The 25,243-nt window shown below is 46.1% G+C and carries 20 protein-coding genes; 15 read left to right on the top strand and 5 right to left on the bottom strand.

All coding sequences use genetic code 11. The annotated features are described in order from the left end of the window. Nucleotides 1–87: 87 nt before the first annotated feature. Nucleotides 88–825: an LOG family protein gene (locus H8K55_RS18005; RefSeq protein WP_186943454.1), complete on the bottom strand. Its 738-nt coding sequence runs from the start codon at nt 823–825 to the stop codon at nt 88–90. Nucleotides 826–838: 13 nt separating this feature from the next. Here H8K55_RS18005 and polA point away from each other — a divergent pair, with 13 nt between their 5' ends. The 3 genes from polA (at nt 839) to H8K55_RS17990 (ending at nt 4,896) form a co-directional block, all read left to right on the top strand. Beyond that, nucleotides 839–3,637 (top strand): DNA polymerase I, encoded by a 2,799-nt coding sequence (gene polA, locus H8K55_RS18000; protein ID WP_186943453.1) that lies wholly within the window; start codon nt 839–841, stop codon nt 3,635–3,637. Nucleotides 3,638–3,680: 43 nt separating this feature from the next. Further along, complete coding sequence (locus tag H8K55_RS17995) at nt 3,681–4,238, top strand: hypothetical protein (RefSeq protein WP_186943452.1); 558 nt, start codon at nt 3,681–3,683, stop codon at nt 4,236–4,238. Between the two features lie 211 nt (nt 4,239–4,449). After that, nucleotides 4,450–4,896, top strand: a complete 447-nt coding sequence (locus H8K55_RS17990) for a hypothetical protein (protein WP_186943451.1) — start codon at nt 4,450–4,452, stop codon at nt 4,894–4,896. Between the two features lie 73 nt (nt 4,897–4,969). Here the strand turns inward: H8K55_RS17990 and H8K55_RS17985 are convergent, their stop codons facing one another. Then, nucleotides 4,970–6,760 (bottom strand): S10 family peptidase, encoded by a 1,791-nt coding sequence (locus tag H8K55_RS17985; protein ID WP_186943450.1) that lies wholly within the window; start codon nt 6,758–6,760, stop codon nt 4,970–4,972. Between the two features lie 358 nt (nt 6,761–7,118). On the opposite strand from H8K55_RS17985, the gene H8K55_RS17980 reads away from it, so the two are divergent. Together H8K55_RS17980 and H8K55_RS17975 are read left to right on the top strand one after the other, a co-directional pair. Further along, entirely contained in the window at nt 7,119–7,703 is a 585-nt protein-coding gene (locus H8K55_RS17980; protein ID WP_186943449.1) for an HD domain-containing protein, read from the top strand. 243 nt (nt 7,704–7,946) lie between these two features. After that, a complete protein-coding gene (locus tag H8K55_RS17975; protein WP_186943448.1) occupies nt 7,947–8,459 on the top strand; it encodes a hypothetical protein in 513 nt (170 codons plus the stop codon). 185 nt (nt 8,460–8,644) lie between these two features. Here H8K55_RS17975 and H8K55_RS17970 read toward each other — a convergent pair whose 3' ends face one another. Continuing rightward, nucleotides 8,645–9,163: a cysteine hydrolase family protein gene (locus H8K55_RS17970; protein WP_222612526.1), complete on the bottom strand. Its 519-nt coding sequence runs from the start codon at nt 9,161–9,163 to the stop codon at nt 8,645–8,647. 125 nt (nt 9,164–9,288) lie between these two features. On the opposite strand from H8K55_RS17970, the gene H8K55_RS17965 reads away from it, so the two are divergent. The 7 genes from H8K55_RS17965 to paeA all read left to right on the top strand — a co-directional run bounded on the left by H8K55_RS17965 (nt 9,289) and on the right by paeA (nt 17,732). Further along, entirely contained in the window at nt 9,289–9,675 is a 387-nt protein-coding gene (locus tag H8K55_RS17965) for an Lrp/AsnC family transcriptional regulator (RefSeq protein ID WP_186943447.1), read from the top strand. 107 nt (nt 9,676–9,782) lie between these two features. After that, nucleotides 9,783–11,543 (top strand): M28 family peptidase, encoded by a 1,761-nt coding sequence (locus H8K55_RS17960; protein WP_186943446.1) that lies wholly within the window; start codon nt 9,783–9,785, stop codon nt 11,541–11,543. A gap of 89 nt (nt 11,544–11,632) precedes the next feature. After that, a complete protein-coding gene (locus tag H8K55_RS17955; protein ID WP_186943445.1) occupies nt 11,633–12,982 on the top strand; it encodes an MBL fold metallo-hydrolase in 1,350 nt (449 codons plus the stop codon). A gap of 196 nt (nt 12,983–13,178) precedes the next feature. Next, nucleotides 13,179–13,739: a hypothetical protein gene (locus H8K55_RS17950; RefSeq protein WP_186943444.1), complete on the top strand. Its 561-nt coding sequence runs from the start codon at nt 13,179–13,181 to the stop codon at nt 13,737–13,739. A gap of 200 nt (nt 13,740–13,939) precedes the next feature. Beyond that, entirely contained in the window at nt 13,940–15,319 is a 1,380-nt protein-coding gene (locus tag H8K55_RS17945) for a M28 family peptidase (RefSeq protein WP_230408700.1), read from the top strand. Nucleotides 15,320–15,822: 503 nt separating this feature from the next. Further along, nucleotides 15,823–16,239 carry a hypothetical protein gene (locus H8K55_RS17940; RefSeq protein ID WP_186943443.1) on the top strand — a complete coding sequence of 139 codons (417 nt, stop codon included), beginning with the start codon at nt 15,823–15,825 and terminating at the stop codon, nt 16,237–16,239. 185 nt (nt 16,240–16,424) lie between these two features. Further along, the gene (paeA, locus tag H8K55_RS17935) at nt 16,425–17,732 is read left to right on the top strand and encodes a polyamine export protein PaeA (protein WP_222612525.1); all 1,308 of its coding nucleotides are present in this window, start codon (nt 16,425–16,427) and stop codon (nt 17,730–17,732) included. A gap of 90 nt (nt 17,733–17,822) precedes the next feature. On the opposite strand, the gene H8K55_RS17930 is transcribed toward paeA, so the two are convergent. Beyond that, nucleotides 17,823–19,538: a serine hydrolase gene (locus H8K55_RS17930; RefSeq protein ID WP_230408699.1), complete on the bottom strand. Its 1,716-nt coding sequence runs from the start codon at nt 19,536–19,538 to the stop codon at nt 17,823–17,825. A 345-nt stretch (nt 19,539–19,883) separates the two neighbouring features. On the opposite strand from H8K55_RS17930, the gene H8K55_RS17925 reads away from it, so the two are divergent. Then, the gene (locus H8K55_RS17925; protein WP_230408698.1) at nt 19,884–20,579 is read left to right on the top strand and encodes a glutathione S-transferase family protein; all 696 of its coding nucleotides are present in this window, start codon (nt 19,884–19,886) and stop codon (nt 20,577–20,579) included. Nucleotides 20,580–20,673: 94 nt separating this feature from the next. Here the strand turns inward: H8K55_RS17925 and H8K55_RS17920 are convergent, their stop codons facing one another. After that, nucleotides 20,674–22,131: a M20/M25/M40 family metallo-hydrolase gene (locus H8K55_RS17920; protein ID WP_186943441.1), complete on the bottom strand. Its 1,458-nt coding sequence runs from the start codon at nt 22,129–22,131 to the stop codon at nt 20,674–20,676. Between the two features lie 540 nt (nt 22,132–22,671). Here H8K55_RS17920 and H8K55_RS17915 point away from each other — a divergent pair. Together H8K55_RS17915 and H8K55_RS17910 are read left to right on the top strand one after the other, a co-directional pair. After that, a complete protein-coding gene (locus tag H8K55_RS17915; RefSeq protein ID WP_230408697.1) occupies nt 22,672–23,556 on the top strand; it encodes a hypothetical protein in 885 nt (294 codons plus the stop codon). A 14-nt stretch (nt 23,557–23,570) separates the two neighbouring features. After that, on the top strand, nt 23,571–24,923 hold the full coding sequence (locus H8K55_RS17910; protein WP_186943439.1) for a hypothetical protein: 1,353 nt from the start codon (nt 23,571–23,573) through the stop codon (nt 24,921–24,923). Nucleotides 24,924–25,243: the final 320 nt, after the last annotated feature.

The following is a 25,243-nucleotide window of genomic DNA, read 5'->3' as shown; positions in this document are numbered from 1 at the left end:
CAAGCTTGTCTAACATTGTAGCAAAGCCAGCGCTCTCCACGGGGAAAATGCACTGGCTTACTCTGCAAATCAGACAAACGACTAATCTTACAAGTACAACATACGCTGACGCTCTTCATCCGATGGCTCAATATCATGCGCTTCATAAAATGCAAAAATAGCATCAACAACATTTGCTGGCTCGTCGATTAACTGCACCAAATTCAGATCCTTATCCTCAATCAAACCCTTATCCGCCATTTGCGTTTTAATCCAATCCAAGAATCCCTGCCAAAAGCTGGTACCGACCAAGATCACCGGTATTTTTTTGGTTTTACCAGTTTGCATCAAGGTCAGCACTTCCATTAACTCATCCATAGTGCCAAAGCCACCTGGAAAAATCACATAAGCATCGGCGTACTTCACAAAAGACACTTTGCGTGCAAAAAAATGGCGAAAGTTCAAAGAAATGTTTTGCCAGGGATTGGTGGTCTGTTCATGTGGCAATTCAATATTGAGACCTACCGAGGCAGATTCACCATCAAAAGCGCCCCGATTGGCCGCTTCCATAATTCCCGGACCACCACCAGAAATCACGGCAAAACCTTCGTCGGATAAGCGTTTCGCCACATCCACACAATCCTGATAATAGGGATTATCGTGAGCAATACGCGCCGAACCGAAGATCGTCACCGCCGGCCCCAGTGCCGACAGGCGTTCGGTAGATTCGATAAACTCTGCCATAATCGTGAACATATGCCATGACTCACGGGCTTTTAAGGCGGTGGCCTTATCCTTGTCGACGATCTGGCGCAATTTTAAGATTCTTTTTCCGCTGTCATTCATACCTCAAATCCTTATGCAAAAAACTCTGTTATTAGTCGACGGCTCCAGCTATTTATACCGCGCTTTCCACGCCCTGCCCGATCTGCGCAATATGCGCGGCGAACCAACCGGCGCGATTCACGGCATGGTCAATATGATGCGTCGCCTGCGCCAAGATTATCCTGCAGCTTACATGGCTTGCGTGTTCGATGCCAAGGGCAAGACCTTTCGCGACGATCTCTATCCAGAATATAAAGCACAGCGCGCGCCTATGCCAGACGATTTACGCTTACAAATCGAACCAATACACCAAGCCGTTGCGGCGATGGGTTGGCCTATTTTGATGGTCGAAGGCGTAGAAGCTGATGACGTGATCGGCACATTGGCGGTGGAAGCCACTGCACGTGGCATGAATACCATCGTCTCCACTGGTGACAAAGATCTGGCGCAATTAGTCAATGCCAACGTGACTTTGATCAACACCATGAACAATGAAAAGCTTGATGAAGCCGGCGTATTGACCAAATTTGGCGTGCCTCCGAATCGCATCATCGACTATTTAACGCTGATCGGCGACACCGTCGATAACGTCCCAGGTGTCGCCAAGTGCGGGCCAAAAACTGCCGTGAAATGGCTGACCGAGTTTGATAGCCTAGATGGCGTAATCGCCAATGCGGATAAGATCAAAGGCGTGGTCGGTGACAATCTTCGTGCTGCCTTAAATTGGTTACCGCAAGGTCGAGTATTGATCACAGTGAAGACCGATTGCGATCTCGCTGGTCATCATATTTCTATCGACGAATCGCTCAAAGCGAAAGAAGAAAATCGGGAAGAAATGATCGCCTTCTTGCAACATCAAGGCTTCAAGAGTTTATTGCGTGAGTTTGGCGTTGACCCTGTGGCAGGCTCGGCACCAGCCAAAGCAGCGCCAGCGCAAGGCGGTTTGTTTGGCGACGACGCTGCTAACAATGCAACCAACAATGCTGTCGCAAGCAATACGCCCGCAGCAATCCCAGCCGCGCCCGCCGTCACACATTACGAAATGATTTTGACCGAAGCTCAGCTCGACACTTGGTTAGATAAAATCAATCAAGCCGCCCTCACCTCGGTCGATACCGAAACCACGTCGCTAGAACCGATGAACGCGCAAATGGTCGGCATTTCTTTATGCTGCGAAGCTGGCATAGCCGCTTACATTCCACTGGCACACAATTATCCAGGCGCACCAGAACAACTGAATCGTGAATTTGTACTAGGCAAAATGAAGGCGTGGTTAGAAGACGCGAGCAAAGCTAAGGTCGGACAAAACCTCAAATACGATAGCCACATCTTCGCCAATCACGGCATACAGCTGCATGGCATTTTGCATGACACCTTGCTGCAATCCTATGTCTTCGAATCACACAAATCGCACGACATGGATAGCTTAGCGATGCGTCATTTAGAACGCAAAACGATTAGCTTTGAAGAAGTCTGTGGCAAAGGCGCGTCGCAAATTGGATTCGACCAAGTCGATCTGGAACGTGCCACAGCTTACGCGGCAGAAGACGCCGACATCACTCTACAACTCCATCAAGCAATGTGGCCGCAAGTTGAACCTTACGATAAATTACGCTTCATCTACGACAAAATTGAATTGCCAACGTCCGTCGTTTTACAAAAGATAGAACGCAATGGCGTGCTGATCAATCGAGATTTACTCGCCACGCAATCACATGAAATCGGCAATCGTTTATTAGAGCTGGAACAAAAGGCTTACGAGCTGGCTGAGCAGCCATTCAACTTAAATTCACCCAAACAACTCGGTGAAATTTTCTTCGGCAAACTCGGCCTGCCCGTCGTCAAAAAAACACCATCCGGCGCACCATCCACCGACGAAGAAGTTTTACAAAAACTGGCAGAAGATTATCCACTGCCGAAGGTGTTATTGGAATATCGCGGCCTCGCCAAACTCAAATCGACTTACACCGACAAATTACCGAAGATGGTCAACAGCGATACCGGTCGCGTCCACACAAACTACGCGCAAGCCGTTGCGGTCACAGGCCGTCTCGCATCCAACGATCCTAATCTACAAAACATTCCCGTACGCACCGCCGAAGGTCGCCGCATCCGCGAAGCCTTTGTCGCCGCACCGGGCAATAGCATCGTCTCGGCCGATTATTCACAAATCGAATTACGCATCATGGCGCACATCTCGGGCGATGCGAGTTTGCTCAAAGCCTTTGCCGACGGCGAAGACGTGCATAGAGCAACAGCATCAGAAATTTTTGGCGTCACATTAGCGGAAGTCACCAGCGAACAAAGACGTTACGCCAAAGTGATTAACTTCGGCCTGATCTACGGCATGAGCGCATTTGGCTTAGCAGGCAACCTCGGCATAGAACGTAGCGCAGCGCAAAGCTACATCGACAAATATTTTCTCCGCTACCCAGGCGTCGCGCACTACATGGCCGACACCAGACTCCAAGCCAAAGCCCACGGCTACGTAGAAACCGTCTTCGGCCGCCGACTCTGGCTACCAGAAATCAACAGCCCGAACGGCCCACGCCGCCAAGGCGCAGAACGCGCGGCGATTAATGCGCCTATGCAGGGTACGGCGGCGGACTTGATTAAACTGGCGATGATTGCGGTGCAGGGTTGGTTAGAAACCGATCAGCTCAAATCCAAAATGATTATGCAAGTACATGATGAATTGGTGCTGGAAGTTGTGGCTGAAGAGTTGGAATTAGTGAAGCGTAAGTTGCCTGAATTAATGGCTGGGGTGGCTGAATTGAAGGTGCCTTTGTTGGCTGAGGTGGGGGTTGGGTTGAATTGGGAAGAGGCGCATTGATATGTGGAGACAACCGATATTTCTCCTTCTGTGCGTCATTTTGATGAATTTATTCATCGATAGACCTGCATTAGCACAAATAAGATCGGAAGAAATAAGTGTCTATACCGATTTAGTGAAAGCACTATCAAAAGAAAACCCTCAAAACCCAGTCCTTGTCATATTAGCGAAGACAAGGCCGTTATCACAAAGCTTGTTGACATCAAAGGCAGATGAAATAAGTGGGCTCATGCCAATTGCAACGAAGTCTGTAATTTCAGATTTTTTAAACGTTGGCGAAAAGGAGCTGCATTTCGACATTCAAAAACTAACGTCCACACTTGGTAATAGAGTAATCGCACTTTCAGAAAAAGACTACATAAAGCTATTCAATGGATCAATGAAATTAAAGGAAGCATGGAAGAATTTTTACCGTCAGTTTCCGAAATCACACAGTCTAATTAAGTTTTCACGTGTCGGCATAGATAAAGAAGGCAGACAAGCTTTAGTGCTTCTATCAATTTCCTCAGGAGGTCAATTTGGTGCTGGTGATCTTTTCCTATTATCAAAGGAAAACGGACGATGGAAAATTACCCAGCAAGTAAATATTTGGATTACTTGATTCGACAATTCGATAAGAAGTAACCTTTTCGTAAAATATCAACCGCCGCAGGTATATTGTGCCGCATGAACGTTAACAATGACTATCCATCATTTTCTTAGGTGCGTTGGATTTGCACATAAAGTGCTTTGCTGTTTTTCATTTCACCTTCAGACGGTACAATACGGTTCTGCCGATTAACCCTACGCACTACTTCCTATGAAAGAAAAAAATGGACAATGTGTTTTCAGCTTGGATTAGATCTCACCCCATAAAATTTCTCGTTGTGCTGTCTTGCTGGATATTTGCCTTGGATTTTCTGGCGTTAAAACTCCACAGCGAATCGAAAAGTAACTCTTCAAATATGCAGATTCTGCACAAAGAAACTACTAACTCAGAGTCGGAATTGGATAAGCTACTTCGTCGACTTACAAGAAGTGGAATTCATGAAGTCATACGTCTTGGTGACTCGGTGAGCTATCAAGAAAGCGCAGGATCTTTTTCAGACAATACCAAGGAATTAACCGAACTAGGCTTTATTCGAGAATACACCGCGGCCGAATACGCAGACGCAAAAGCAAAAAATGAGAAGATTTCGTTTGGCTTCAAAACGACAGATCTTGGAAGGCAAGCTCAGGCAAAGTTATTCGAAAAACTCGAATTTGCAGTTAAGAATTAACTTTGCAGCCTGATCAAGCCTAATCATTTCCTAAGATGCCAACACCCCCAGGGTAAGCGGCCATAAATAAAACCTACTTACCATCCCGCTGATGCACCTCAAGCATCCTTGCTTCGATCTCACGCTGTAAAGCTAAGCCTTGACTAGGCGGCGGCGGAGCCACAAGCGGTCGTTGTGCCGATGGCACCCAAGGGTCGCGTAGTGGAGTTTGTTGCGCCTCTGAAGGAAGCGTGCTGACAATGCTAGTCGCAACAAAGCTTGGCGGTGCGGCTAGTGTATTTGCCGTTGGCGTGGTTGCCTGCACTCCTGTCAAAGTTCCTCGATAAAAAGCTTGCAGATCCGCTTTGCTAGCCACACGAGCGGCGTCGTCTAAATAGGTCATATGTCCACCGGCATAATTGCGCACGATCACGCGACTGGGCTGATTCAGTCGTGCCAGATCCTGTTCGGTTTGGTAGAAAGGCGTTGCCAAATCGTGATAGCCATTCAACGTCAGTACACGCAATTGTGGGTTCAGTGACAATGCCGCGCCTAGGTCTGGCACGGTGTCTGGCAGATTCCTACCCGCGTGACGAAAGTCCCAGTTTTCAATAGCGGTGCCTGATAGCACATAAGTTGACGCGTTGCGGTAGCGCAGTGTATCGCGCAGATAGCTAGTGATTGCGCTGGAAAATGATGCGCTGATGATGGTGCTGGAAGGATCGCCCTCACTGGCCAATGCGCTGCCGACTGGCGCTGACACACGTGCATCGTAACGACCAAGCAAGCTACCACTTAGCAACTGGTTGCGAAATAGTCCAGCTTGCATATTAAAACTACTTTGCCAAAGCGTAAGCGTCGTGCCGGTATAGTCACTGAGCAGCGGAGGTAACTCGGCAGGGACAGTACCGCCAGCTAATAGTGCATTCACTGCTGGCGTATAACGACGCGAACTAAAGTCACGTATCTGCGTCATATAGGCACTCAAATCGTCTACCAGCGGTCGGGTCAAGCGGTAATACTGACCCGTCGCGGCATAACTAGGTAAGTAGCCGCCGCAACTTATAACTGCCGGGCTAACGACACCACAATTGCTGTTGTAGTCCATTGCTGGCGATTGCAGCACTAGGCCAGTGAGTCGCACACCTGCACTTTCTAGCAGCGCTGCCAACACCGCAGTACGCGGCCCACCATACGACTCACCGAACAAGTATTTAGGTGACGCCTGACGAGCATTAACGGTGATGTAGCGCTGGACAAAATCACGAAACACCGCTGCATCAGCATCCACACTCCAAAAACTACGATTGGTAAAAGGTGCAATCGCCTGCGACAGGCCACTGCCAACCGCATCGACAAAAACCAGATCGCTGGTATCGAGCAAGCTTTCGGAGTTGTCCACTAAAGCAAAGGGGCGCGGCACGGTAGTAGACGGGATCCCGGTCGCCAAACGTTTAGGTCCATAGGAACCCAAATGCAACCAGACGCTTGCCGAACCGGGTCCGCCGTTATAAAAGAAAGTGATGGGTCGAGTTGCGGCTGGCTGATTATCGGCAGTATAAGCAACATAAAAAAACGAAGCCTGATCCTGCCCTGTTCCTGGCGCTTTTGCCGTTAAGTGGCCTGCTCTGGCAGTGTAGGGAATGGTGACGCCGTTCAAAGTGATACTGTGCGTCGTATTGGCGGTCGCGTCGACGGCTGAGGTCAGCGAGGCGTTGGCATTTGAGGCATAACTGACCGTATCAACCAAGGTGCCTGGCAATTCTGCCACTGGATCGGAGGTGCTGGCACTGCCACCACTACTGCCACCTCCACCACAAGCACCTAGCAGCAATAGCGACGTCAGCATGCCGCTTCTTAGCCATTGATGTACAGATGTCTTCATCTTCCACCTCCATGCATACAAACATTTAGCAAATTCCAGCCGCTCGCTCTCAGTATTTCATAACAAGTCGAATACCACAATCAACGTTTCTGTGATCACTAGAGCCACTGCACAGTCACGCAGTCTTAGCGTGAGGCGTTGGCAACGACTTCTCTATAATTTATTACCGCACTACGGCTTCGCCTGTTACATCCGACGTACTCAATTATTTGCATTACAATCCCGTAAAACATAGCTGATTCACGCAGGCAATCGATACGCAATATTCGCGTTTCCAGCGCTATGTGAATGCAGCAAGCAAAGAAACGCTGATCTCTTTATACAAATCAAATGACCTAAGTTCATCAAATAATCCTCTATGCAAACTAATCCACTTCTCCAAAAACTCACGTTCCTACACGAAATAGATCGTCTGAAATCAGTCATTCGACAGTCGCCTTTACTTGATCGCAGTCGCAAAGAAAACAGTGCGGAGCATTCTTGGCATTTAGCGATGTATGCGCTGTTATTGCAAGACTATGCGACAGTTCCAGTGGACGCAAACCGCGTCATCAAAATGTTACTTCTACACGATATCGTTGAGGTGGATGTGGGTGATACTCCGCTCCATAGTTCAGCTTCACCCGAAGATCAATATCACGCGGAAATACAGGCTGCCGCGCGTTTATTCGGCCTCTTGCCAGAACCAGAGAGCAGCGAACTACTGGCGCTGTGGAAAGAGTTTGAAGAAGCACAGACAGAAGATGCAAAGTTTGCGAAAGCTTTGGATAGGGTTCAACCTTTACTGGTGAACGTGATCACCGGTGGCGGAACCTGGAACGACAATGGCGTATCACTAGAGCTAGTTCTACAGCGCTATGGGCCAACAATACAACGTGGTTCACCTATATTGTGGCAATTGTGTGAGCAGTTGGTTCAGAAGCATTTTGGTCCAAACCAGTAAATCACTTTTTTAAACAAGGCGCGCTCAATGTAATTTCGTCTTTGCGAACTGATGGCGCACCATAGTTTGGATTTGGTTTGAATAATTAGTATGAAGACTTATCTGAAATTACTTGCCTAACATCAGGTAAGCAATGTCGCGAGACCGGGATATTTAACAATATTCTCTAAATATCAATTTTTAATATTGCAATTTATTACACATTAACTGATCATAAGGGTTTATTTTAATGTTTATAAACCGATGCAAGCTACGACAAATCCGCAGCAGAAGAAAACTCCCATAAGATTCAAATATAAGCCTAAATTTTTGCGGCTTTTATTTGCAATTCTTGTCTTTGCCCTCCTCAGCTATCTCTCGATCAATGACGCAATACATAATGATCGTGGTTTGGTCATTAATAACATCTTCCATTTTTCACGTCGCGGCGCGACAGTTCTTTATTCATTTTTTGCTCTTTGTTTCACCCTGATTTTCTTCATATCGATCATTTTTTTCTACACCAACATCACAACAAAAAAAGAGATCTATGTTTTTGACTCACAAGTTAATTTGCCCAAAAGTGCCTTCAGCAGCGAAATGATTTCAATCAAATATAAACACATTCTTAGTCTAAAAATGAGAACGCTGGAAAAACAAAGATCGCTGCTGATAGAGCATATAAACGGCACTACGGTCATTAGCGAAGAGATGCTAGAAAATAAGGCCGCATTTGAAAAACTAACTCACTACTTGGCGGTTTATAACAGTATCTGAAACGAAGCGTCCGATCGCCGATTCGCTAGGGGAAATTAATATGACAATAATAAAAGGTAGGCACGATGAGAGCATGCCCACGCAACATATTGATGCGATATGCTTTATGAATTGTAAGCATCTAGGGAATGATGATCATTGTTTGATCAGACAAGGTAGGATACCTACACTATTTCGGCTCATTCTTACGAAAACACCTCCGTCGATTGCCTGAGCACTACTCTGGTAGAAACCGCGCTTAAGGCAATGCCATGTATCATTTCATCGACCGTGGTGCAGCAGTCTGCAAGTATGCTGACCTGGTATTTTTCTGCAGCTTTGGAAATAGCCGTATGCGTCACGCAATTTTGCGTCATCATGCCGCAGATGAATAATTCTTGTATATCTTGTGCCTGCAAAATATTATCCAGATTCGTATGATGAAAACCATCTGCGTGGCGCTTAATGACGATAGGAGCATCGGGGGCGGCAGCTAAAATACGTGGGTGAATTTGAACACCTTCACTGTCTTCATTGAAGAATGGCGACACACCATTATCCGGATTAGCGATATGCTGGACATGGATAATCTCAACTTTGTTTTTGATCGCATTGGCAATCGCTAATTCGATGTGTGTTAAGGTTTTATCTGCATTCCATAGAGGGAAATTTCCGCTTGGGAAATAATCGTTTTGTACGTCGATGACAATGAGTGCTTTGCGCATGATGTTCTTTCATTTGTGCTTGGAAAGTGAACATGATAGACATTCGATGCTCCGTTGAGAATTGTAAACTGTGTGAATTTAAAGGCTTTTGCTTACATCTTGAAAGTATAAAAATAATGGACAAAATGAATCGCGCCATTTTGCATCAGCTCAAGCAAAATAGTCGCAAGACTTGGCAGCAGATTGGGAAGGAAGTACATTTAACTGGGCAAGCGGTGGCGGCGCGTGTATTGCAAATGGAAGATCAGGGTCTGATCACTGGCTATACGCTACGGCAAGATAATGCGGAACGCCATTTTATTACCGTATTCATGGAGACTTCTGATTTTGCTGGATTTGAACTTTTTTTGAAAAACGATACTCATATCGAGGCGGCTTATAAAGTGACCGGAGAAGGCTGTTATCAATTGATTTTTATTTCGCAAAATACTGGTGATCTGGAACCGTTTTTAAATGCCATGCTTAGCTATGGTCGCTACAAAGTCGCGACAGCGATCCGGCATATCAAATAGCCTTTTAATTGGTGTAATGCGGCTTTGCCTGTTACGCACTGTGTATCTATCATTGCAAGCCACATTCGCACCTTGACCTTACCTCTGTTAAATAAATCCCTATAATCATGAATCTAAAAAATACTGCGCGTATCACGATGATGGCTTGCGCTTCCCTGTTATTGACAGTCCCGGCAGTCGCACAATCAACGCAAGAAAATGCCACGATCAATCAGTATTACCAATTATTGCGTACCAATTTCATTCAGGACAATCCTTACCAAACTGTCGCCTTTGTCGAGCAACGCTGGCGTATCGCTGGCAATACGGGTTTCAATGAAAGTATCTGGCACGTAGAAAAAATCTTGCAGCAAGCGGGCTATAAAAAAGAGGTATCCGGCGAAGCTGAAGCACCTTTGAGCTACCGAATCGAGTCAAGAAAAATGAAGCAACCGACTTGGGAACCAATTGATGGCAGCTTGAGCCTAGCAGGTGATACCGAGCCTTTGCTGCGATTTAGCAGTAATCGGAATATGTTGGCGATCAATTCCGCGAGCACTGTAGCCGGAGGTGTCACCGCGGAAGTCGTTAATGTTGGGCGTGGCCGTGCGCAAGATTTTACGGATAAAGACGTCAAAGGGAAAATCGTCTTCGCGGAAGGCGGCATCGCTAGTTTGTATATGAACGCCATGAAGGCGGGGGCAATTGGTGTCTTGTCTTATGCGATGCCAGCTTATACCCAGCCAGAGAAGCATATCAATTCGATTCAGTTTCAAGGCATCCCTTTTTTAAATCCTGATCAACCGGAAACGCAAAAATGGGGTCTGGTTTTATCGTATCGCGCTAAAGAAAAGTTGAAAGCACGTCTGGCACAAGGTCAGACTTTGGCGACGGTAAATATTAAAACCTCGATTTATCCAGCAGAAGAATTAACCCTGATTGCGAATGCACGCGGGACTTCAAAGCCAGATGAACGCTTCGTATTCAGCGCGCATGTGCAAGAACCCGGCGCCAACGATAATGCCAGCGGCGTTGGAACGTTAGCCGAGATGGCGCGTGTGACGGCGCGTCTGGTACAAGATAAAAAGTTCGCACCACAACGCACGATTACTTTTTTGTGGGGCGATGAAATACGTTCGACCGATCGTTATATTCGTGAAAATCCTAAACGTGCTGAAGGTATCAAATGGGGCCTGAGTTTAGATATGGTGGGCGAAGACACCGCAAAAACGGGCGGTAGTTTCTTAATTGAGAAAATGCCTGATCCATCAGCAATCTGGACACGCGGCAACGACAAACATACTGAATGGGGAGGCTCTGTCCTCAAAGAATCCGATATGGTTCCCAATTATTTCACCGACTTTTTAATTAACCGCTGCCGTCAACAAGGCAAAGACAATGGCTGGGTAATCAATGCCAATCCCTATGAAGGTGGTAGCGATCACACGCCATTTTTAAACGCCAAAATCCCCGGACTGTTGATGTGGCATTTCACCGATGTGTTTTACCACACCGATGCGGATAGACTCGATATGGTATCCAAAACGTCGATGCAAAATGTGGGAATTAGCGCATTAGCTGCGGCCTTCACATTGAGTAGTGCGGATGAGCAAAGCAGCATTTATCTGGTGCAAGAACTTCTGGACAACGCGACATCGCGTCTGGAAACAGAATTCTCTCTAAGTAAGAAAGCAATTGCTGCTGGTGCTAAGGCAAAAGATGAACAGCATATTATTGAAGTTTGGGCGGATTGGTACCAAAAGGCTTTCGACAAAATGCAAGATATCCCTGTAAATGGCATCACTTCAAAATTGCAAACGCAAATTGATGCAGCGAAAGCGAAACTGCAACAAGAGAATCTAAGAATGCAAACGCAATTAAGCAAATAGTTGCACTCAATTTTTATAGTCGGGAAATGCAACTAATTGCCGATAGGATTGTCTGAAAGTGTTCACGTATTTGTAATGAAAACGACTTTATGCAAACATTTTCTAAAACTTTTCTAACGGCAACGATTCTTCTCTCTAGCATAACTGCCTTGTCCAATGCCCATGCTCAAAACAATGCGGCATTTACTTTTCAACTCAACATGCATGGATCTCGGTTTACCCCGAATCAAGCTGGCACACCTGATCAGGTCATAGCGGAGGTCAATGCGAAGCAAACCGTTTACCTAGATAACCAAGCGCAATTTCAGATCCAAACGAATACTTTGTATCCGGGAGAAATTGAATTTGGCTTTTTAATTAAGGGAAATGCCAAAGGCATGGTCACCGCGGACATGCTGCTCTGGCGCAATGGTTATGAACTTGATCGTGCTGACAGCAAGGCAGCACGTCAAACTTATGCCGACCTCAGTTTTTTGACGCCAAGTTTGTTAAAAACGCTTGCTACAAATCGTCAAGCTATGACGACACCTGCTGAGTATCAACAAGACTACCAGTTTGAAAGTTTTATCGACTTTGCCTCCAGGCCTGCCACGCTGGTGGTACGCAAATCGGATCAAGCCATCGTCTCCGCACGCGTCGGCAATATCAGCTATGAATATGCGATAGGCACAGATAGTAGTTACGACGTGACCGTTAAGAATAACGGTGCACTCAATGCAAAGTGGCACATAGAAACAAAAGCCACTCCATTACAAAACCTGGAACTTAGTGTAGCCAGCGCTTATGTGGAAAAACAGGATAAAGGAAGTTTGCGTGTTGAGGAGTTGAGCGATGGCGTCTATCGCATCAACGGTACTGCGTCGAATTATCACAGCCATTTCGTCGTCGGCGATCAGAGTATTGCCATATTTGATGCGCCAGTCAGCCCAGTCGAGACGGCACAAATTCGTACACTGATAGAAAAAACCGTACCGGGCAAAAAAATCAGCCATGTCATTTTTTCGCATACACATCGCGACCATATAGGCGGCGCCGCAAGCTATCTGCAAGCAGGCGTAGATTTCTTAACCGGCAAAAACGGTAAGATTTCAGTCGCGCGCCAATTTACTAACGGAGTTAACGAACAAACCAGAGAAATTGACAGCGAGCAATTGATTGATTTAGGAAACCGGCCGATTCGCATTTTCCCCATCAATAGTTCGCATGCTTCAGAGATGCTAGTGGCCTATGACCAAAAATCACAAACATTATTGCAAGGTGATTTTATTACGCTCGCTGAAATTGGTCCTGTTACAGCGGGATTTAAGGTCAACGAAGAACTGCTTAACTTCATTCAAGAACGTCGCTTAACCGTCAATCGCATCCTTGGCGTACACGGTCGCCATACCAATTTAAATGAACTCAAAGAAAGCGTCAGATTACGCATGCAGAAGAAATAATCTCAAAATAGTTCAGGGGGAAACTACTAGCTTGCATAGCCCAGCTAGTAGGTTCCCTTGATTTGGAACTGTTGCGCCTAGCTTACGCCCTTATATTTTGAAGCTGAAATCTTCATCGGCTTAGCGTATATTGTTGACACGCCTTCAACTTCTTCAAAACAGGCGTCAACCTATTCTAAAATCAAGAGGAGACAACATGACACTACTACAATTATGGCTGCCTATTTTAGTCGCTGCGATCGGCGTATTTTTTGCCAGCAGTCTGATACATATGGTTTTTAAATGGCATAACTCGGAATATCGTGCTTTGCCGAATGAAGATGAAGTACGTAATGCCTTAGGGAGCGTCAAACTCAATCCCGGTTTGTATTCGACACCACATTGCACGGATATGAAGGAAATACAAACCGATGCCATGCAACAGAAGTTTATTCAAGGTCCGGTCGCACTAATTACGATTCGTGCCCCAGGTGCACCTGCCATGGGTAAATATTTACTGCAGTGGTTTATCTTAAATATCGTCATCGCTAGCTTAGGTGGATTATTGGCTTTGCAAACGATGGGAATTCAAGCCAATCCACATTACGCAGGACATTTTATTGGACTGTTTACGATGATTGCTTATGCTTGCGGTAGTGTGCAAGAATCCATCTGGATGGGTAGACCTTGGTCCGCCACATTGAAAAATATTCTCGATTCTTTGATCTACGGTGCAGTGAGTGCCGTCGTGTTCTGGCAACTGTGGCCATCACACTAAACAACTATCGCTTGAATTGATAAAACTGAATACAAGACGTAATGCCACAGGTATTACGTCTTTTTTTACGACCAGATTCAAGCAAAATCCAGCGTGCGCGAACGTAAGACTTTATCTACAGTTAATTCCATTGATCATTTTTTGCATTCACCGCTACACTGCCAGCTCCTGTTTTCCCAAAAATAATATCGGAGACACTCATGATTTTTCCTCGGCAATTCAAACAATCTATCCTCGCCACCAGCATGTGTGCAGGCTTATTTGCTTCGAGTATGACGACTAACAGCCAAGCACAGTCATTGGATATTTTGCAAAGCAGTGCACTCAAACCAGATGATTTGGTTGTGAGCATGGTGCGTCAATTAGATCTGGAAAAATATAAGGCGACGATTAAATCCTTAACCGAGTTTGGTGATCGACGTCAGGGAACTGAACGTAATCGCCGAGCCTTAGATTGGATAGAAGCCCAACTGAAATCTTACGGTTGCACAAATACTGAGCGCTTGCAATTTGATTATACGCAAGCACCATCAGCAACTTCAGCGCAGTCAGCGCCATCGGCACAGTCAGTACCATCGGCCACAACCACTGCGACACCTGCACCGCGCAGAAACGTCATCCCTAGCGGTGGCTTAGGCGGCGGCGCTGGTCAGGGCGGTAGCACCTTATTTGGTAAGCGCGCAAAGACGGGAGTAAATACCGACCCGCTACTTCAAACCAATGAAAAGTTGCGTACATTAAATGCAGAACAAACACCCGTGGGTACTTCACAACGTGAGAACGTGTATTGCACCAAAATCGGGAAGAAAAATCCAGATGAGATGTACATCGTCGGTGCGCATTTTGATGGCATAGGCTTTGGCGAAGCAGCGAATGACAATGGTTCGGGCACTGCCTTAGTGATGGAATTGGCACGTATCTTTAGTTCACCAGAAATCGACACCGATAAATCAATACGCTTTGTTTTATGGAATAACGAAGAGACTGGTTTGAACGGTGCTTATGCCTACGTCGCACAACGCAAAGATTTGCAAGGCATAGAATCACCAAAAGGTTCTGGCAAATACCCAGAACCCAAATGGCTGGGCATGATACAGCACGATATGATGCTGTGGGATCATGGCATGCCGGTGCCGCAATTGGATGCGCACGGCAAACAAGTTCTCGATGCCGAAGGTAAACCAGTCTATGTCTCGCCCAAAGAGCAACGTGCAGAAGCCGATGTGAATATCGAATTTCAATCGACATCTAAACAAGCCGAAGGGGCGGCCAAATTGGCGTGGTTTTTCCGTGCGGCGAATGATAAATATGCGACGACTTATCCTGCTGCAGTGGGTTTCCATATGACGAATACTGACTCAGTGCCGTTCATGGATGTGGTACCTGCAATTTCTTTGCGTGAAAATGAGCGTGGCATGCAAATTGGTGCAGGTTGGAATCCGAACTGGCACCAGCCCAGCGATGTGTTTAGCACGTATTCGGATAAAGACTTCATGCTGGGTTTGAACGCAGCGCAGACGACTTTATCAGCGGTAGCCATTTTGTCGGGGGCGAAAATTGCACCCGTCTCAAAAAAATAAGTAAATAATAAGCGTGCTATTACAACAGGAGAGCTTCACGCATAGGATGAGAAATTTCATTACTGTCTGGAATAGTTTCCTTGGGAGTTTTGGCTGAATACTTCCTTCTACCACGAGCGGAAACAGCATACAAAGGTCGCAGAATCAAAGCATGCTTTGACGGACGTTCAGATTCGAATGACATTCATCAACGCAAAAATAATTAAAATTTCTCCCTATTTTGTATCATTCAAGCACTTCGCTATCGCTGAACTACCCTCACCCTAGCCCTCTCCCGCGTGCGGGAGAGGGAATATTCAAGCTCACAATTTGCGACTGACTCTTCGCGGAATTGACGGTACGTAGTACCAGTCTTAGCTGAGCATCGTGAGCACCCCGCTAGAGCAAATATTTAACGATATATTGCCTTCCATCTACAGCTCTTCTCTAATCTTGCGTTTATAATAGCGATATATTTTTTACATATTTACATCTATCGTCGTGTTTGCACGACTGGAATCGGTATGAACGCTATTTTCCGCCCGCATGGCCGGTTCAAAATTTGGATAGAAGGTCAGTTTTTACTGACCGAAGTCACAGGTCCATGGAACCGCGAACTCATAGAATATTGGGCGGCGCAGGCATTAGAATTGGCGCAAGAATTTACTACAGCGCGTCCGTATATTGCGATCACGACGGTCTACGAATCCATTTTATGCCCGGGCGATGCGATCGACAGAATAGCCAAGGCCATAGAATACAGTCACACACAACTACCCTGTCTGGGCAATTTAATCGTTGCAGCGGACAATGTAGAGGGTCGGGATCTCGTGCTATCGACATACCGCCGTATAGGTCTGCATCATTTCTTTCCTGATTTTGCCAGCGCCAAAATCTGGGCAGAGCACGCGCTCAAAACGCACCCAGCAGTCATTCCGTAGCCACGCCCCCCCCCTTTTTATCACCTCTTAATCACTCTTTATTTATGCTTTAGTCTTTGCCTAGGCAGTCGCACGTCCGTCGTTCAGGCGATACCACGTTCATCACGGAACTATTTCCAGTTTTGCCCTAAGCTCAGCTATGATGTTCTATAGGAGCAATATCAGCAAAACCAGTTGGAGGCATCATGGCACTGTTCGATCATCTTATCGTCATCCTGATTTTAGTCGCGATCAGCGGTTTTTTTTCAATGTCGGAAATCGCCTTGGCTGCAGCACGCAAGGTTAAATTACAAATTCTCGAAGCCGATGGGAACGGGCGCGCAAGTAAAGTACTTGCGCTACAACAGGAGCCTGGGCACTTCTTCACCGTCGTACAAATCGCCTTAAATGCAATCGCCATTCTCGGTGGTATTTTGGGTGAACAATCCTTAACGCCTTATTTCGCTCAATTATTTCATTCGCTATTCGGTAACGCTGGCTGGCTAGACACCCTAAGTTTTATGAGTTCATTTATTTTTGTGACCTCAGTTTTCATTCTGTTTGCCGACTTGATGCCAAAAAAACTGGCGATGGTCGCACCCGAAAGCGTAGCAATGTTTGTAGTCGCACCGATGATGTTGTGCGTAAAATTATTCAAGCCTTTGGTGTGGATATTCAATGGCTTATCTGATTTGATTTTTACGACTTTCAAATTACCAACCGAACGTGATGATCAAATCACTTCAGATGAAATTCATGCAGTGGTAAATGCCGGTGCCGAAGCTGGCATTTTGCAAACCCGCGAACATGACATGATAGGCAATGTGTTTGAACTAGAAAGTCGCACGGTGCCGTCGGCGATGTCGCAGCGCGATAGCATCGTCTATTTGAGCCTACAAGATAATGAGGAAAGCATACGGCAAAAAATTGCCGAACATCCGCATACCAAATTTCTGGTGTGTGATGGGCAGATTGATAAAGTCGTCGGTTATGTCGAATCCAAAGATATTCTCAAGCGCATACTCACCAATCAGGCATTTTCTAAAGTACAAGAATTATCTTTACGCACTGCCTTGGTCGTACCAGATTCTCTAACCTTATCCGAGATGCTGGAACAATTTAAGGCAACTCGTGAAGACTTTGCGGTGATCTTAAATGAATACGCTTTAGTCGTCGGCATCATCACTTTGAACGATGTATTAAGCACGTTAATGGATGGCATGGTGCATCCTTACCTCGAAGATCAAATCGTCAGACGCGATGATAATTCTTGGTTAATCGACGGCGCAACCACCATAGAAGATGTGTGCCGTGCCTTGGATATTGAGGATTTACCGGAGAGCGGCAATTACGAAACGATTGCGGGATTCATGATGACCATGTTAAGAAAAATCCCTAAACGTACGGATTTCGTGATGGTTGGTGATTACAAGTTTGAGGTCGTCGATATTGACCAATTCCGTATCGATCAATTGCTAGTAGTGAAGAAAAGCGCCACCGAGAGTAAGGCATAAATTAAACCGCACTGCGATTGCGAACCTTTCAAAAAAATACGCCGGCATTGTCAAACCGGCGCATTTTAAGACTATAAGAAATTGGATGTTTTATTTCACTTTCTTAGCCGGAATGTCCCGTCCGCCCTGAGTCAGTATCAATTGTGTGACTTTGCCTTCAGTATCTTTTTCAAATTTCAACTGCGCGCCTACATCAGGAGCTTTGAAGGTATCAGCGCTGACGGGGACAATGCCCACCGTGCCTTGCCCGGTTGCCTGCGTGATGTAACGAGTTCCCTCACGACGAACATTCAAAATAAAGTTAGGCTGAATCTGGTAATCGCCTTCAAATACGGCAAACTGTTCTGCAGACATCTCAAATGCTTTAGGCGCTTGTGGTAAGGCTTCGTTCAACTTTGGATGGACAATTGAAGTTCCGTTTTGGTGCACCGTCAACCCTGTAACTTCTCCTTGACTATTTTGTGCAAATTCAACGCGCAGCAGAGAATTATTGTCCTTAAAAAATCCATTGGAAGAATACGCTTGCATCACCGTTCGCGGTCCATCGGTGCGCGTCATGACTAACTTATCATCCTCACGCACAATAAGACGGCGATTCTTGTCATCGATACGATACACACCGGTGAAACGATCTAAGGCTTTTTCATCTAACTTCACAGCCTTAAATTCCGGGATAGGCTTACCTATTGCACTAGCAGCCAATCTGCTCGCCACCATCTCCGGCTGAGCCAATCCACCATCCGCATTGGTCAACACCGCCACATACACATGATCTTTCGGCAGACTTAAAGCGAAAGTGGAAAAACCAGGAATGCCGCCACCATGTGAAAGCATAGCTTGTCCTTCAAACTGACCAACACCCCAACCATAACCATAATTCGTGTCTTGCCCATTCTTCAATTTGTAAGACGTAAACGCGCGCTTCCAATGTTCTGCCTTCAGCAACTTACCCGCACTAACTGCCGCATCCCATTTCGCCAAATCGTCGACCGTTGAGCACAATGAACCTGCCGCATAAGGCTGCGTCATACTGATCACAATAGAAGGCTCAAAGTTTTCTGTACGCTTGGAATAACCCAAAGCTTTCATCTGTGGATGACGTTCAAAATTTTCGTAAGCTGTGTGCTTCATGCCCAAAGGCTCAAACAAATGTTTCGCCACATAATTGGCATAGCTTTCGCCGCTCACTTTTTCTATCAAAGCACCCAGTAAAAAATAGCCTGAATTATTGTATTTCCAGGCGGTTCCCGGTTCAAATTCGAGTGCATCGTTTTTAAAGCTATCGAGCATTTCTTGCACTGAAATATCTTTGCCTGCACCCGCCACAAAACCTGGCTTGCCGGTGTAACTTGGTATTCCCGAAGTATGTGTCAACAAATGTTCAACCGTAATCTGCTTGGCACTTTCTGGAAAATCTGGGAAATAGCGTGTCACAGGGTCGTTCAAACTTAACTTTCCGGCTTCCACCAACTGCAAGATCGCCACCGCAGTAAATTGCTTTGTGATCGAACCTAAGCGCATCACATGATCAGCTTGCAGCTTTTCCGCTTTCGCCAGATTGGCGATGCCATAAGCTTTGCGCAGCAAGGTCTTGCCATCTTTGATCACAATTACAGTCGCGCCTGGTTGATCATTTTGATAGTAGTTGCTGACCAACTTATCTAGTTGCTGGGTAGTTGGAGCGTTGCTCACCTGCTTGCTGCTTGCTGGAGGGGTGCCTGATTGCGTCCACGCCAACGCTGGCTGCGCCAACATCAATACCGCCAGGGCAATTGGAGTAAGGGCTTTAATGGTCATAGTTGACATGCTGTGATTCCTTTAAAAAGTGGTCAAAGATAAAAGGTAAAAGCTAAAGGTCAAAAAAATAGTCAAGCTTAAGCTGCTGAAAAAACAGATTGATTTTGATAGCTTTCTAATTGATTTTGAGTCAATTGCGATAGTCATCCTAATAGCACTGCAAACTTGTTACCTGACATTTGCGATAGAACGCAAAAATCGTGTATTGAAGCCATCTAGATCAAAGATTAATGAATTTCCACAAGACAGATGACTCAACTTTCTTCATTCGACTATGGCATACTTAATATTTTTTATATACTGTATCTTACACTTCAGTGTTCTCAGACAGAGCACATCTACACCTACCCTTACATGCCTAAGAAAGATTCGCACAATATGATTCAACTCTATTACTCACCCGGCACTGCCTGCCTGGCACCACATTTTCTTTTAGAAGAACTTGGTCTCGCTTATGAATTGGTGTTAGTCGATACCAGCAAACAACAACATCAGACTGAGGCTTATCTCAAGCTGAATCCCAAAGGAAAAATCCCTCTTTTAATCGACCAAAACAATGCCGATTTATCACTCACCGAAAGCGCGGCGATTTGTCTGTATCTGGCTGAGAAATACGCAACTCATGCGACAAATGCGGCAAACGCGCACTTCAATCCGGCTCCCGCCAGTTTGCAACGTGCGCAGTTGTATCAATGGATGATGTATTTATCAAACACTTTGCAAGCAGAATTGCTTAGCTATTTTTATCCCGAGCGTTTATGTGATGATGCTGATAGTGCTGCACAGGTCAAGACGCATGCGGAAGAACGCGTGGCACAGATGTTGACGTATATCGACACGCAGCTCAGTCATTCTGGTGGTGATTTTTTGTTGGGCGTGGATATTTCCATTGCAGATCTTTTCCTATTCATGCTTTGCCGCTGGACGCGTGGCATGCAAAAACCGGCACGCGCCTATCCACAATTGGCGGGCTATTTGGAGCGTATGTTTAATCGCCCATCAATACAAAACAGCTTTGCACAAGAAGGCATTAGTGCACCTTATTACTAATCGTTTTTCCATCGTTTTCTAAGCGACTATTGAAAACTAGGACGGTCATGAGGCATTAAGCAATGCATATGACCGTCGTTACCAGTGCTATCGTTTAGGGTAATTTAGCAATACTCTTCATCAAACGATAAACGAATTCAATTTCTTCATTGAATCCCTTGACGCTGATTCTTTCATCGCGACCATGTGCTCTGGAATCATCCAAATCATCAAACATCGCATCCACACCATAAGTCACCAAACCAGCATTGCGGGTAAATACACTGTCGCTGGCACCAGCCGACATATTCGGCAAGATAATCACTTCTGGCCACATGGATTTTGTCACTTGCTCTACCGCTTTAAATATCGCTGGTGAAGGTGGTGACTCTGGCGTTGGTTTAGCCGGGGTCATGACAGAAATTTTGATGCTATCGTCTTTCATTACACGACGTAAAATCGCTTCCGTCTGCGCTTGTGTTTCACCGGGAATCACACGACATTGTATGGTCGCTTTGGCACGTTGTGGCAAGGCGTTCTCGGCGTGACCTCCACTAATTTCCGTGGCGGTACAAGTAGTGCGTAACATGATATTGGTTTCGACTTCCTGCGATAAACGACGCACGACAGCAGCACTTGGATTAGCTTTACTGATCGCCAGCATATCGGCTTTTTTCTGTCCGCTCTCTAACTGTGAGCGTCCGGCAAAATACAATTTCACTGTATCGGTCAAATGCAAAGGAAAACTAAAATCCGACAAGCGCTGTAAGCCTTTGGATAAACGATAAATGGGATTTTGATCCGTAGGACGCGAGCTGTGACCACCTTTATCAGTCGCTTCTACAGCATAGCTGATAAAAATCTTTTCACTGGTTTGCGTAGTCAGATAAATTTTCTTACCGTTCTTGATAGCCGCTTCACCCGCATCCGGATTAATCACCAATCCAGCATCAATTAACGAGCGATGCTCTTTCAATAACCACTCTACTCCATTCGCTTCGCCTTCGGCTTCTTCATCGGCGGTGAAAGCGACGATGATGTCACGCTCGGGGACATAATTTTCTCGTTTCAGACGCAGCAAACTTGCCAGCATCGCGCTACCCTGTCCCAGCATATCAATGGTGCCACGGCCATATAACCAACCATCTTTTTCCGTCAGACTAAACGGATCAAAATTCCAATCTTCACGCTTCGCATCAACCACATCTAAATGACCGATATACAGTACAGGCTTTGCTTTCCCGCTGCCACGCAAACGAACCACGACATTCGCTTTGTTTGGATGTTTTGCAGGCGCCAAAACTTGCACGTCTGTTTGACTATAACCAGCTGCCAATAAACGAGCTGCAATTTTCTGTGCTAGTGCAGTTGAACCATTCGCATGTATCGACTTCGAGGCGATCATTTCACTCAATATTTCACGCGCTTCTGCTGCGACTTGTGGTGGAGCCTGCGTGGCTAACTGCATTGATGTTGGCACTGGCTGCTGCGCGCTGGCACTCCAAGCCGCGCAAGATAAAACGGCACTACTCAGTACGGTTCTGGTGAAACGGGAATTCAATGATATCTGCATAAAAATCCTGAAGTAGAGTTGAAATTTTGCTCTGCATTACAAGCGGAGGGAACTGGTGAAAAACACCTACAGAAAGTAAGTAGCAAGAAGATTGGACGAACATTGTAGCGTCTAAATGCAGGCTACTACTTACAAGCTGCGCGAATAACGACACCCCTTGATGTGTTTTTGTTTTGCGACACTTTCGGGCTACAAAACATGATTAGAACCAATTCTCTAATTGGCAAAATTCTCTCTGCGTTCATAGCTAAATGCACGCGTACTGACTTTTTTTCAGCGTGCTTTTTTGTTGCATCGCAAATTGACCATACAAGACGCGATTTCAATAATCCATGCAGACCAGTTTCACCAAGATAAGCGAATGCACAAGAAAATGGTCATCGTAAAGTTGTGATGCAGACTGATTTAAATTGATTTAAATTAATTTAAGAAGCGCAAGTCTGACATCACAGCGATCTCGTTTTTTCACTCACGCGGCAATTAGCAAATAGCTGTACTGAAAATACTAAGCCGCACTCAATGGGAGTTAGGAGTCAAATGATGAAATTTAAAACCAGTCTTTTTGCTTTACTGTTATTGGCGCTGACCGCCATGTCAAATATTGCCAGTGCAGAAAATTACACTTTATGGGTGAACGGCCGCACTGGCGGTGGCGTCGTCGGTGACTACACCAGTTTTACGTATTGGGGTCCCTCATCCACTGCGGCTGGCGTGAATAAAAAAGCGGTCAATTGGGATGGCTACAATAGTATTTCTTCACAAAATGGCAAAATTCGCGATGCACTCGATTGCTTTTGCACGGGCAATAACTGGTGTTATATCGCCACCCACAGCGCTGGTGATTTGATGATGGGTTACACCTTAGCCAACTACGGTAGTTCATCACGCTTGAAGAAGAATGCGGTCGCCAATTCATCCGGACAATGTGGCAACAGTGACGGCACAGCACAAGTCGGCTGGAATATTAAATGGATACGCGCAGCCTCAGGTGCTGGAGGCGGCTCAGAATTATCGGATGCAGGTTCATGGGCGTTAACAGAACCACTCGTCAAAGACTTAAAAACCACGACCGCACGTGCGATGTACAACCACAATAACACCGCGAACGTCTGGTTCTATATGTACGCTGGTGCTAAAGGCACGCTGTACTCAGGCATCTTGCCGGGTCAGGATGATGAAGCCGTTGCGTATCACAGCAGTGGCGGTGTCTCGGGCTCGTCGGGCAGCTCTTTATGCAATCCCAGCGATTGGTTTTGCAATGATTTGACTATGGGCACGGTCAACAATGAAGGCGGCTCGAGTAAGTGGGCCTTCCATTCAGTTTCCTTCCGCGACGACAATGAAGCTTACAATCACTACGCCAGTGGAAATTGGCTAGGGATCGTTTCTGTCGTACGAACGGCAATGGTCAGTAGTGCCCTCTAGATTCGTCTTTCAGCATGTCGAATAAGAAGCATAGGCTCCAAGCTGGACTTCGCGCTGTGCAAGCGGAAGTCCAGGCTTCTGGCAAGAAGCCTTTCCTGCCGAAATTAAGCATCGTCGTTGCGGTCATTTTCATACTCGGGCTAGGTGGATTTATTTGGAAAAACAACGTGCAGCCAGAAGGGAATCTGGTCTCTATACCTCCAGCTTCCGCCACTAGCCAACCTGTGAGCAGCACGACGGCCTTGGTCAATCCCAGTCTGGCAATCGCTGATCGCGCGGAATTGAAGAAAAAACTGATCAACCAATTAGAAGAAGTCGACCATACGCTGTGCAGTTATCGCGAGGCGACTAAGTACCCGCTAAGTTCACGCCCTATCAGTGAACACCCAGATCAAATTTACCCGAACCAGCCAGTGACCGAAACACATGCAATGCGTCTGGGGAATGGGCGCACTAATAGCGATATCCAGATTAGTAGTAGTCAATCGCGTGTCTATATGGCGGCGAATGAAAATGTGCATTTCATTCTGCAGGCGAAAGATGCGAATAATCAAACCCTCCCCCTTTCCGTAACACGTAGCGTCGCTAGCGGCTTAAGCTTTGGCAATACGCGTGCGGCAGCGCAGGTACCGGTAACGCTAGCGGACAATGGGCAAGATGGTGATGTCCATGCGAATGATGGTATCGCCTGCGGCACGTTTGCTCCTGCAAATACCGGACTGGCGAGCTTTAATGGAACCATACGAATAGAAGTGAATTATCACGTGAACGGACAAGCAGGTGCCGTGTTTTTTGACGTCATCTACTCACCAGAATTACCCGCAAATTGGGCGGGGAAAATTCGCGAAGCCAACGAGAATGGCGCACTAGTATTCTATTTACCTATTGAAGTAAGACAAGCTGGGCGTTACATCGTGAATGCGCGCTTGGACGATGCCAAGGGTCAGCCTTTTGCCTTATTGAGTTTCAATGATCTGCTCGCACAAGGGCGACAAGAAATCCGTCTAGTCACAGCCGGTAATTTATTGCGCGATCAGCAAGCGAGCTTTCCACTGAGCTTACGGGACATTGACGGCTATTTGCTGAAAGAAGACCAAGATCCAGATCGCTTACTACTGCCGAGAATTGAATCTAGCGCCTACAAAACCAAGAACTACACACTGAAAAGTTTTTCAGATACAGAACCGGATACCGAAGAAAGACAACGCCATTTGAAGGAATTCAGCAAGGATGTTTCGTTGGCCAAGGCAGCGCTAGTTGCATTCGACCCGGAACAAGCAAGAAAACCTTTTCCGCAAAGCGCCTGTAGTTTGAAAAATGCTGAATCAAATAGGTATCAAGGCAGTTCAACATTAATCGCTAATTAGGATCACACTGGGCGGTATTACTAAGATGCTGCCTGTGTTTATGATTGAAAGAAATACGGGCAAAAAAGACTGCAATCGATGGCTAATGCCGTTTTGTTAGGCTCTTGTCTTATGTCTCATCATTCCCGCGAAGGCGCACTGCTGTCCGGATTAATTTGCTTGACAAATTTAGCTAGTAACTCCCTTCTCCCGCAAGCGGGAGAAGCAACTGTGTTTGGAGTCAAGGATTTTTGATTAAATATTCGTCGTCCCATGGTTTTCCTGATTTCATTATGGCGTTCAAAATGGTCAGTAACTTATGCATGCACGCCACTATCGCG

Origin of the sequence: Affinundibacterium flavidum, from assembly GCF_014284175.1 — a bacterium.
Taxonomy (GTDB): Bacteria; Pseudomonadota; Gammaproteobacteria; order Burkholderiales; family Burkholderiaceae_D; genus Undibacterium; species Undibacterium flavidum.
This window is presented reverse-complemented; position numbering and strand designations above follow the sequence as displayed.

Excerpts from the sequence above, each read along its gene's own strand:
- polA (WP_186943453.1), top strand. The coding sequence starts at position 839 with ATGCAAAAAACTCTGTTATTAGTCGACGGCTCCAGCTATTTATACCGC.
- H8K55_RS17995 (WP_186943452.1), top strand. The coding sequence starts at position 3,681 with ATGAATTTATTCATCGATAGACCTGCATTAGCACAAATAAGATCGGAA.
- H8K55_RS17940 (WP_186943443.1), top strand. The coding sequence starts at position 15,823 with ATGAACGCTATTTTCCGCCCGCATGGCCGGTTCAAAATTTGGATAGAA.
- H8K55_RS17975 (WP_186943448.1), top strand. The coding sequence starts at position 7,947 with ATGCAAGCTACGACAAATCCGCAGCAGAAGAAAACTCCCATAAGATTC.
- H8K55_RS17960 (WP_186943446.1), top strand. The coding sequence starts at position 9,783 with ATGAATCTAAAAAATACTGCGCGTATCACGATGATGGCTTGCGCTTCC.
- H8K55_RS17950 (WP_186943444.1), top strand. The coding sequence starts at position 13,179 with ATGACACTACTACAATTATGGCTGCCTATTTTAGTCGCTGCGATCGGC.
- H8K55_RS17970 (WP_222612526.1), bottom strand. The coding sequence starts at position 9,163 with ATGCGCAAAGCACTCATTGTCATCGACGTACAAAACGATTATTTCCCA.
- H8K55_RS17925 (WP_230408698.1), top strand. The coding sequence starts at position 19,884 with ATGCCTAAGAAAGATTCGCACAATATGATTCAACTCTATTACTCACCC.
- H8K55_RS17965 (WP_186943447.1), top strand. The coding sequence starts at position 9,289 with ATGAATCGCGCCATTTTGCATCAGCTCAAGCAAAATAGTCGCAAGACT.
- H8K55_RS17980 (WP_186943449.1), top strand. The coding sequence starts at position 7,119 with ATGCAAACTAATCCACTTCTCCAAAAACTCACGTTCCTACACGAAATA.
- H8K55_RS17945 (WP_230408700.1), top strand. The coding sequence starts at position 13,940 with ATGATTTTTCCTCGGCAATTCAAACAATCTATCCTCGCCACCAGCATG.
- H8K55_RS17920 (WP_186943441.1), bottom strand. The coding sequence starts at position 22,131 with ATGCAGATATCATTGAATTCCCGTTTCACCAGAACCGTACTGAGTAGT.
- H8K55_RS17915 (WP_230408697.1), top strand. The coding sequence starts at position 22,672 with ATGAAATTTAAAACCAGTCTTTTTGCTTTACTGTTATTGGCGCTGACC.
- H8K55_RS17990 (WP_186943451.1), top strand. The coding sequence starts at position 4,450 with ATGGACAATGTGTTTTCAGCTTGGATTAGATCTCACCCCATAAAATTT.
- H8K55_RS17930 (WP_230408699.1), bottom strand. The coding sequence starts at position 19,538 with ATGTCAACTATGACCATTAAAGCCCTTACTCCAATTGCCCTGGCGGTA.
- paeA (WP_222612525.1), top strand. The coding sequence starts at position 16,425 with ATGGCACTGTTCGATCATCTTATCGTCATCCTGATTTTAGTCGCGATC.
- H8K55_RS17985 (WP_186943450.1), bottom strand. The coding sequence starts at position 6,760 with ATGAAGACATCTGTACATCAATGGCTAAGAAGCGGCATGCTGACGTCG.
- H8K55_RS18005 (WP_186943454.1), bottom strand. The coding sequence starts at position 825 with ATGAATGACAGCGGAAAAAGAATCTTAAAATTGCGCCAGATCGTCGAC.
- H8K55_RS17910 (WP_186943439.1), top strand. The coding sequence starts at position 23,571 with ATGTCGAATAAGAAGCATAGGCTCCAAGCTGGACTTCGCGCTGTGCAA.
- H8K55_RS17955 (WP_186943445.1), top strand. The coding sequence starts at position 11,633 with ATGCAAACATTTTCTAAAACTTTTCTAACGGCAACGATTCTTCTCTCT.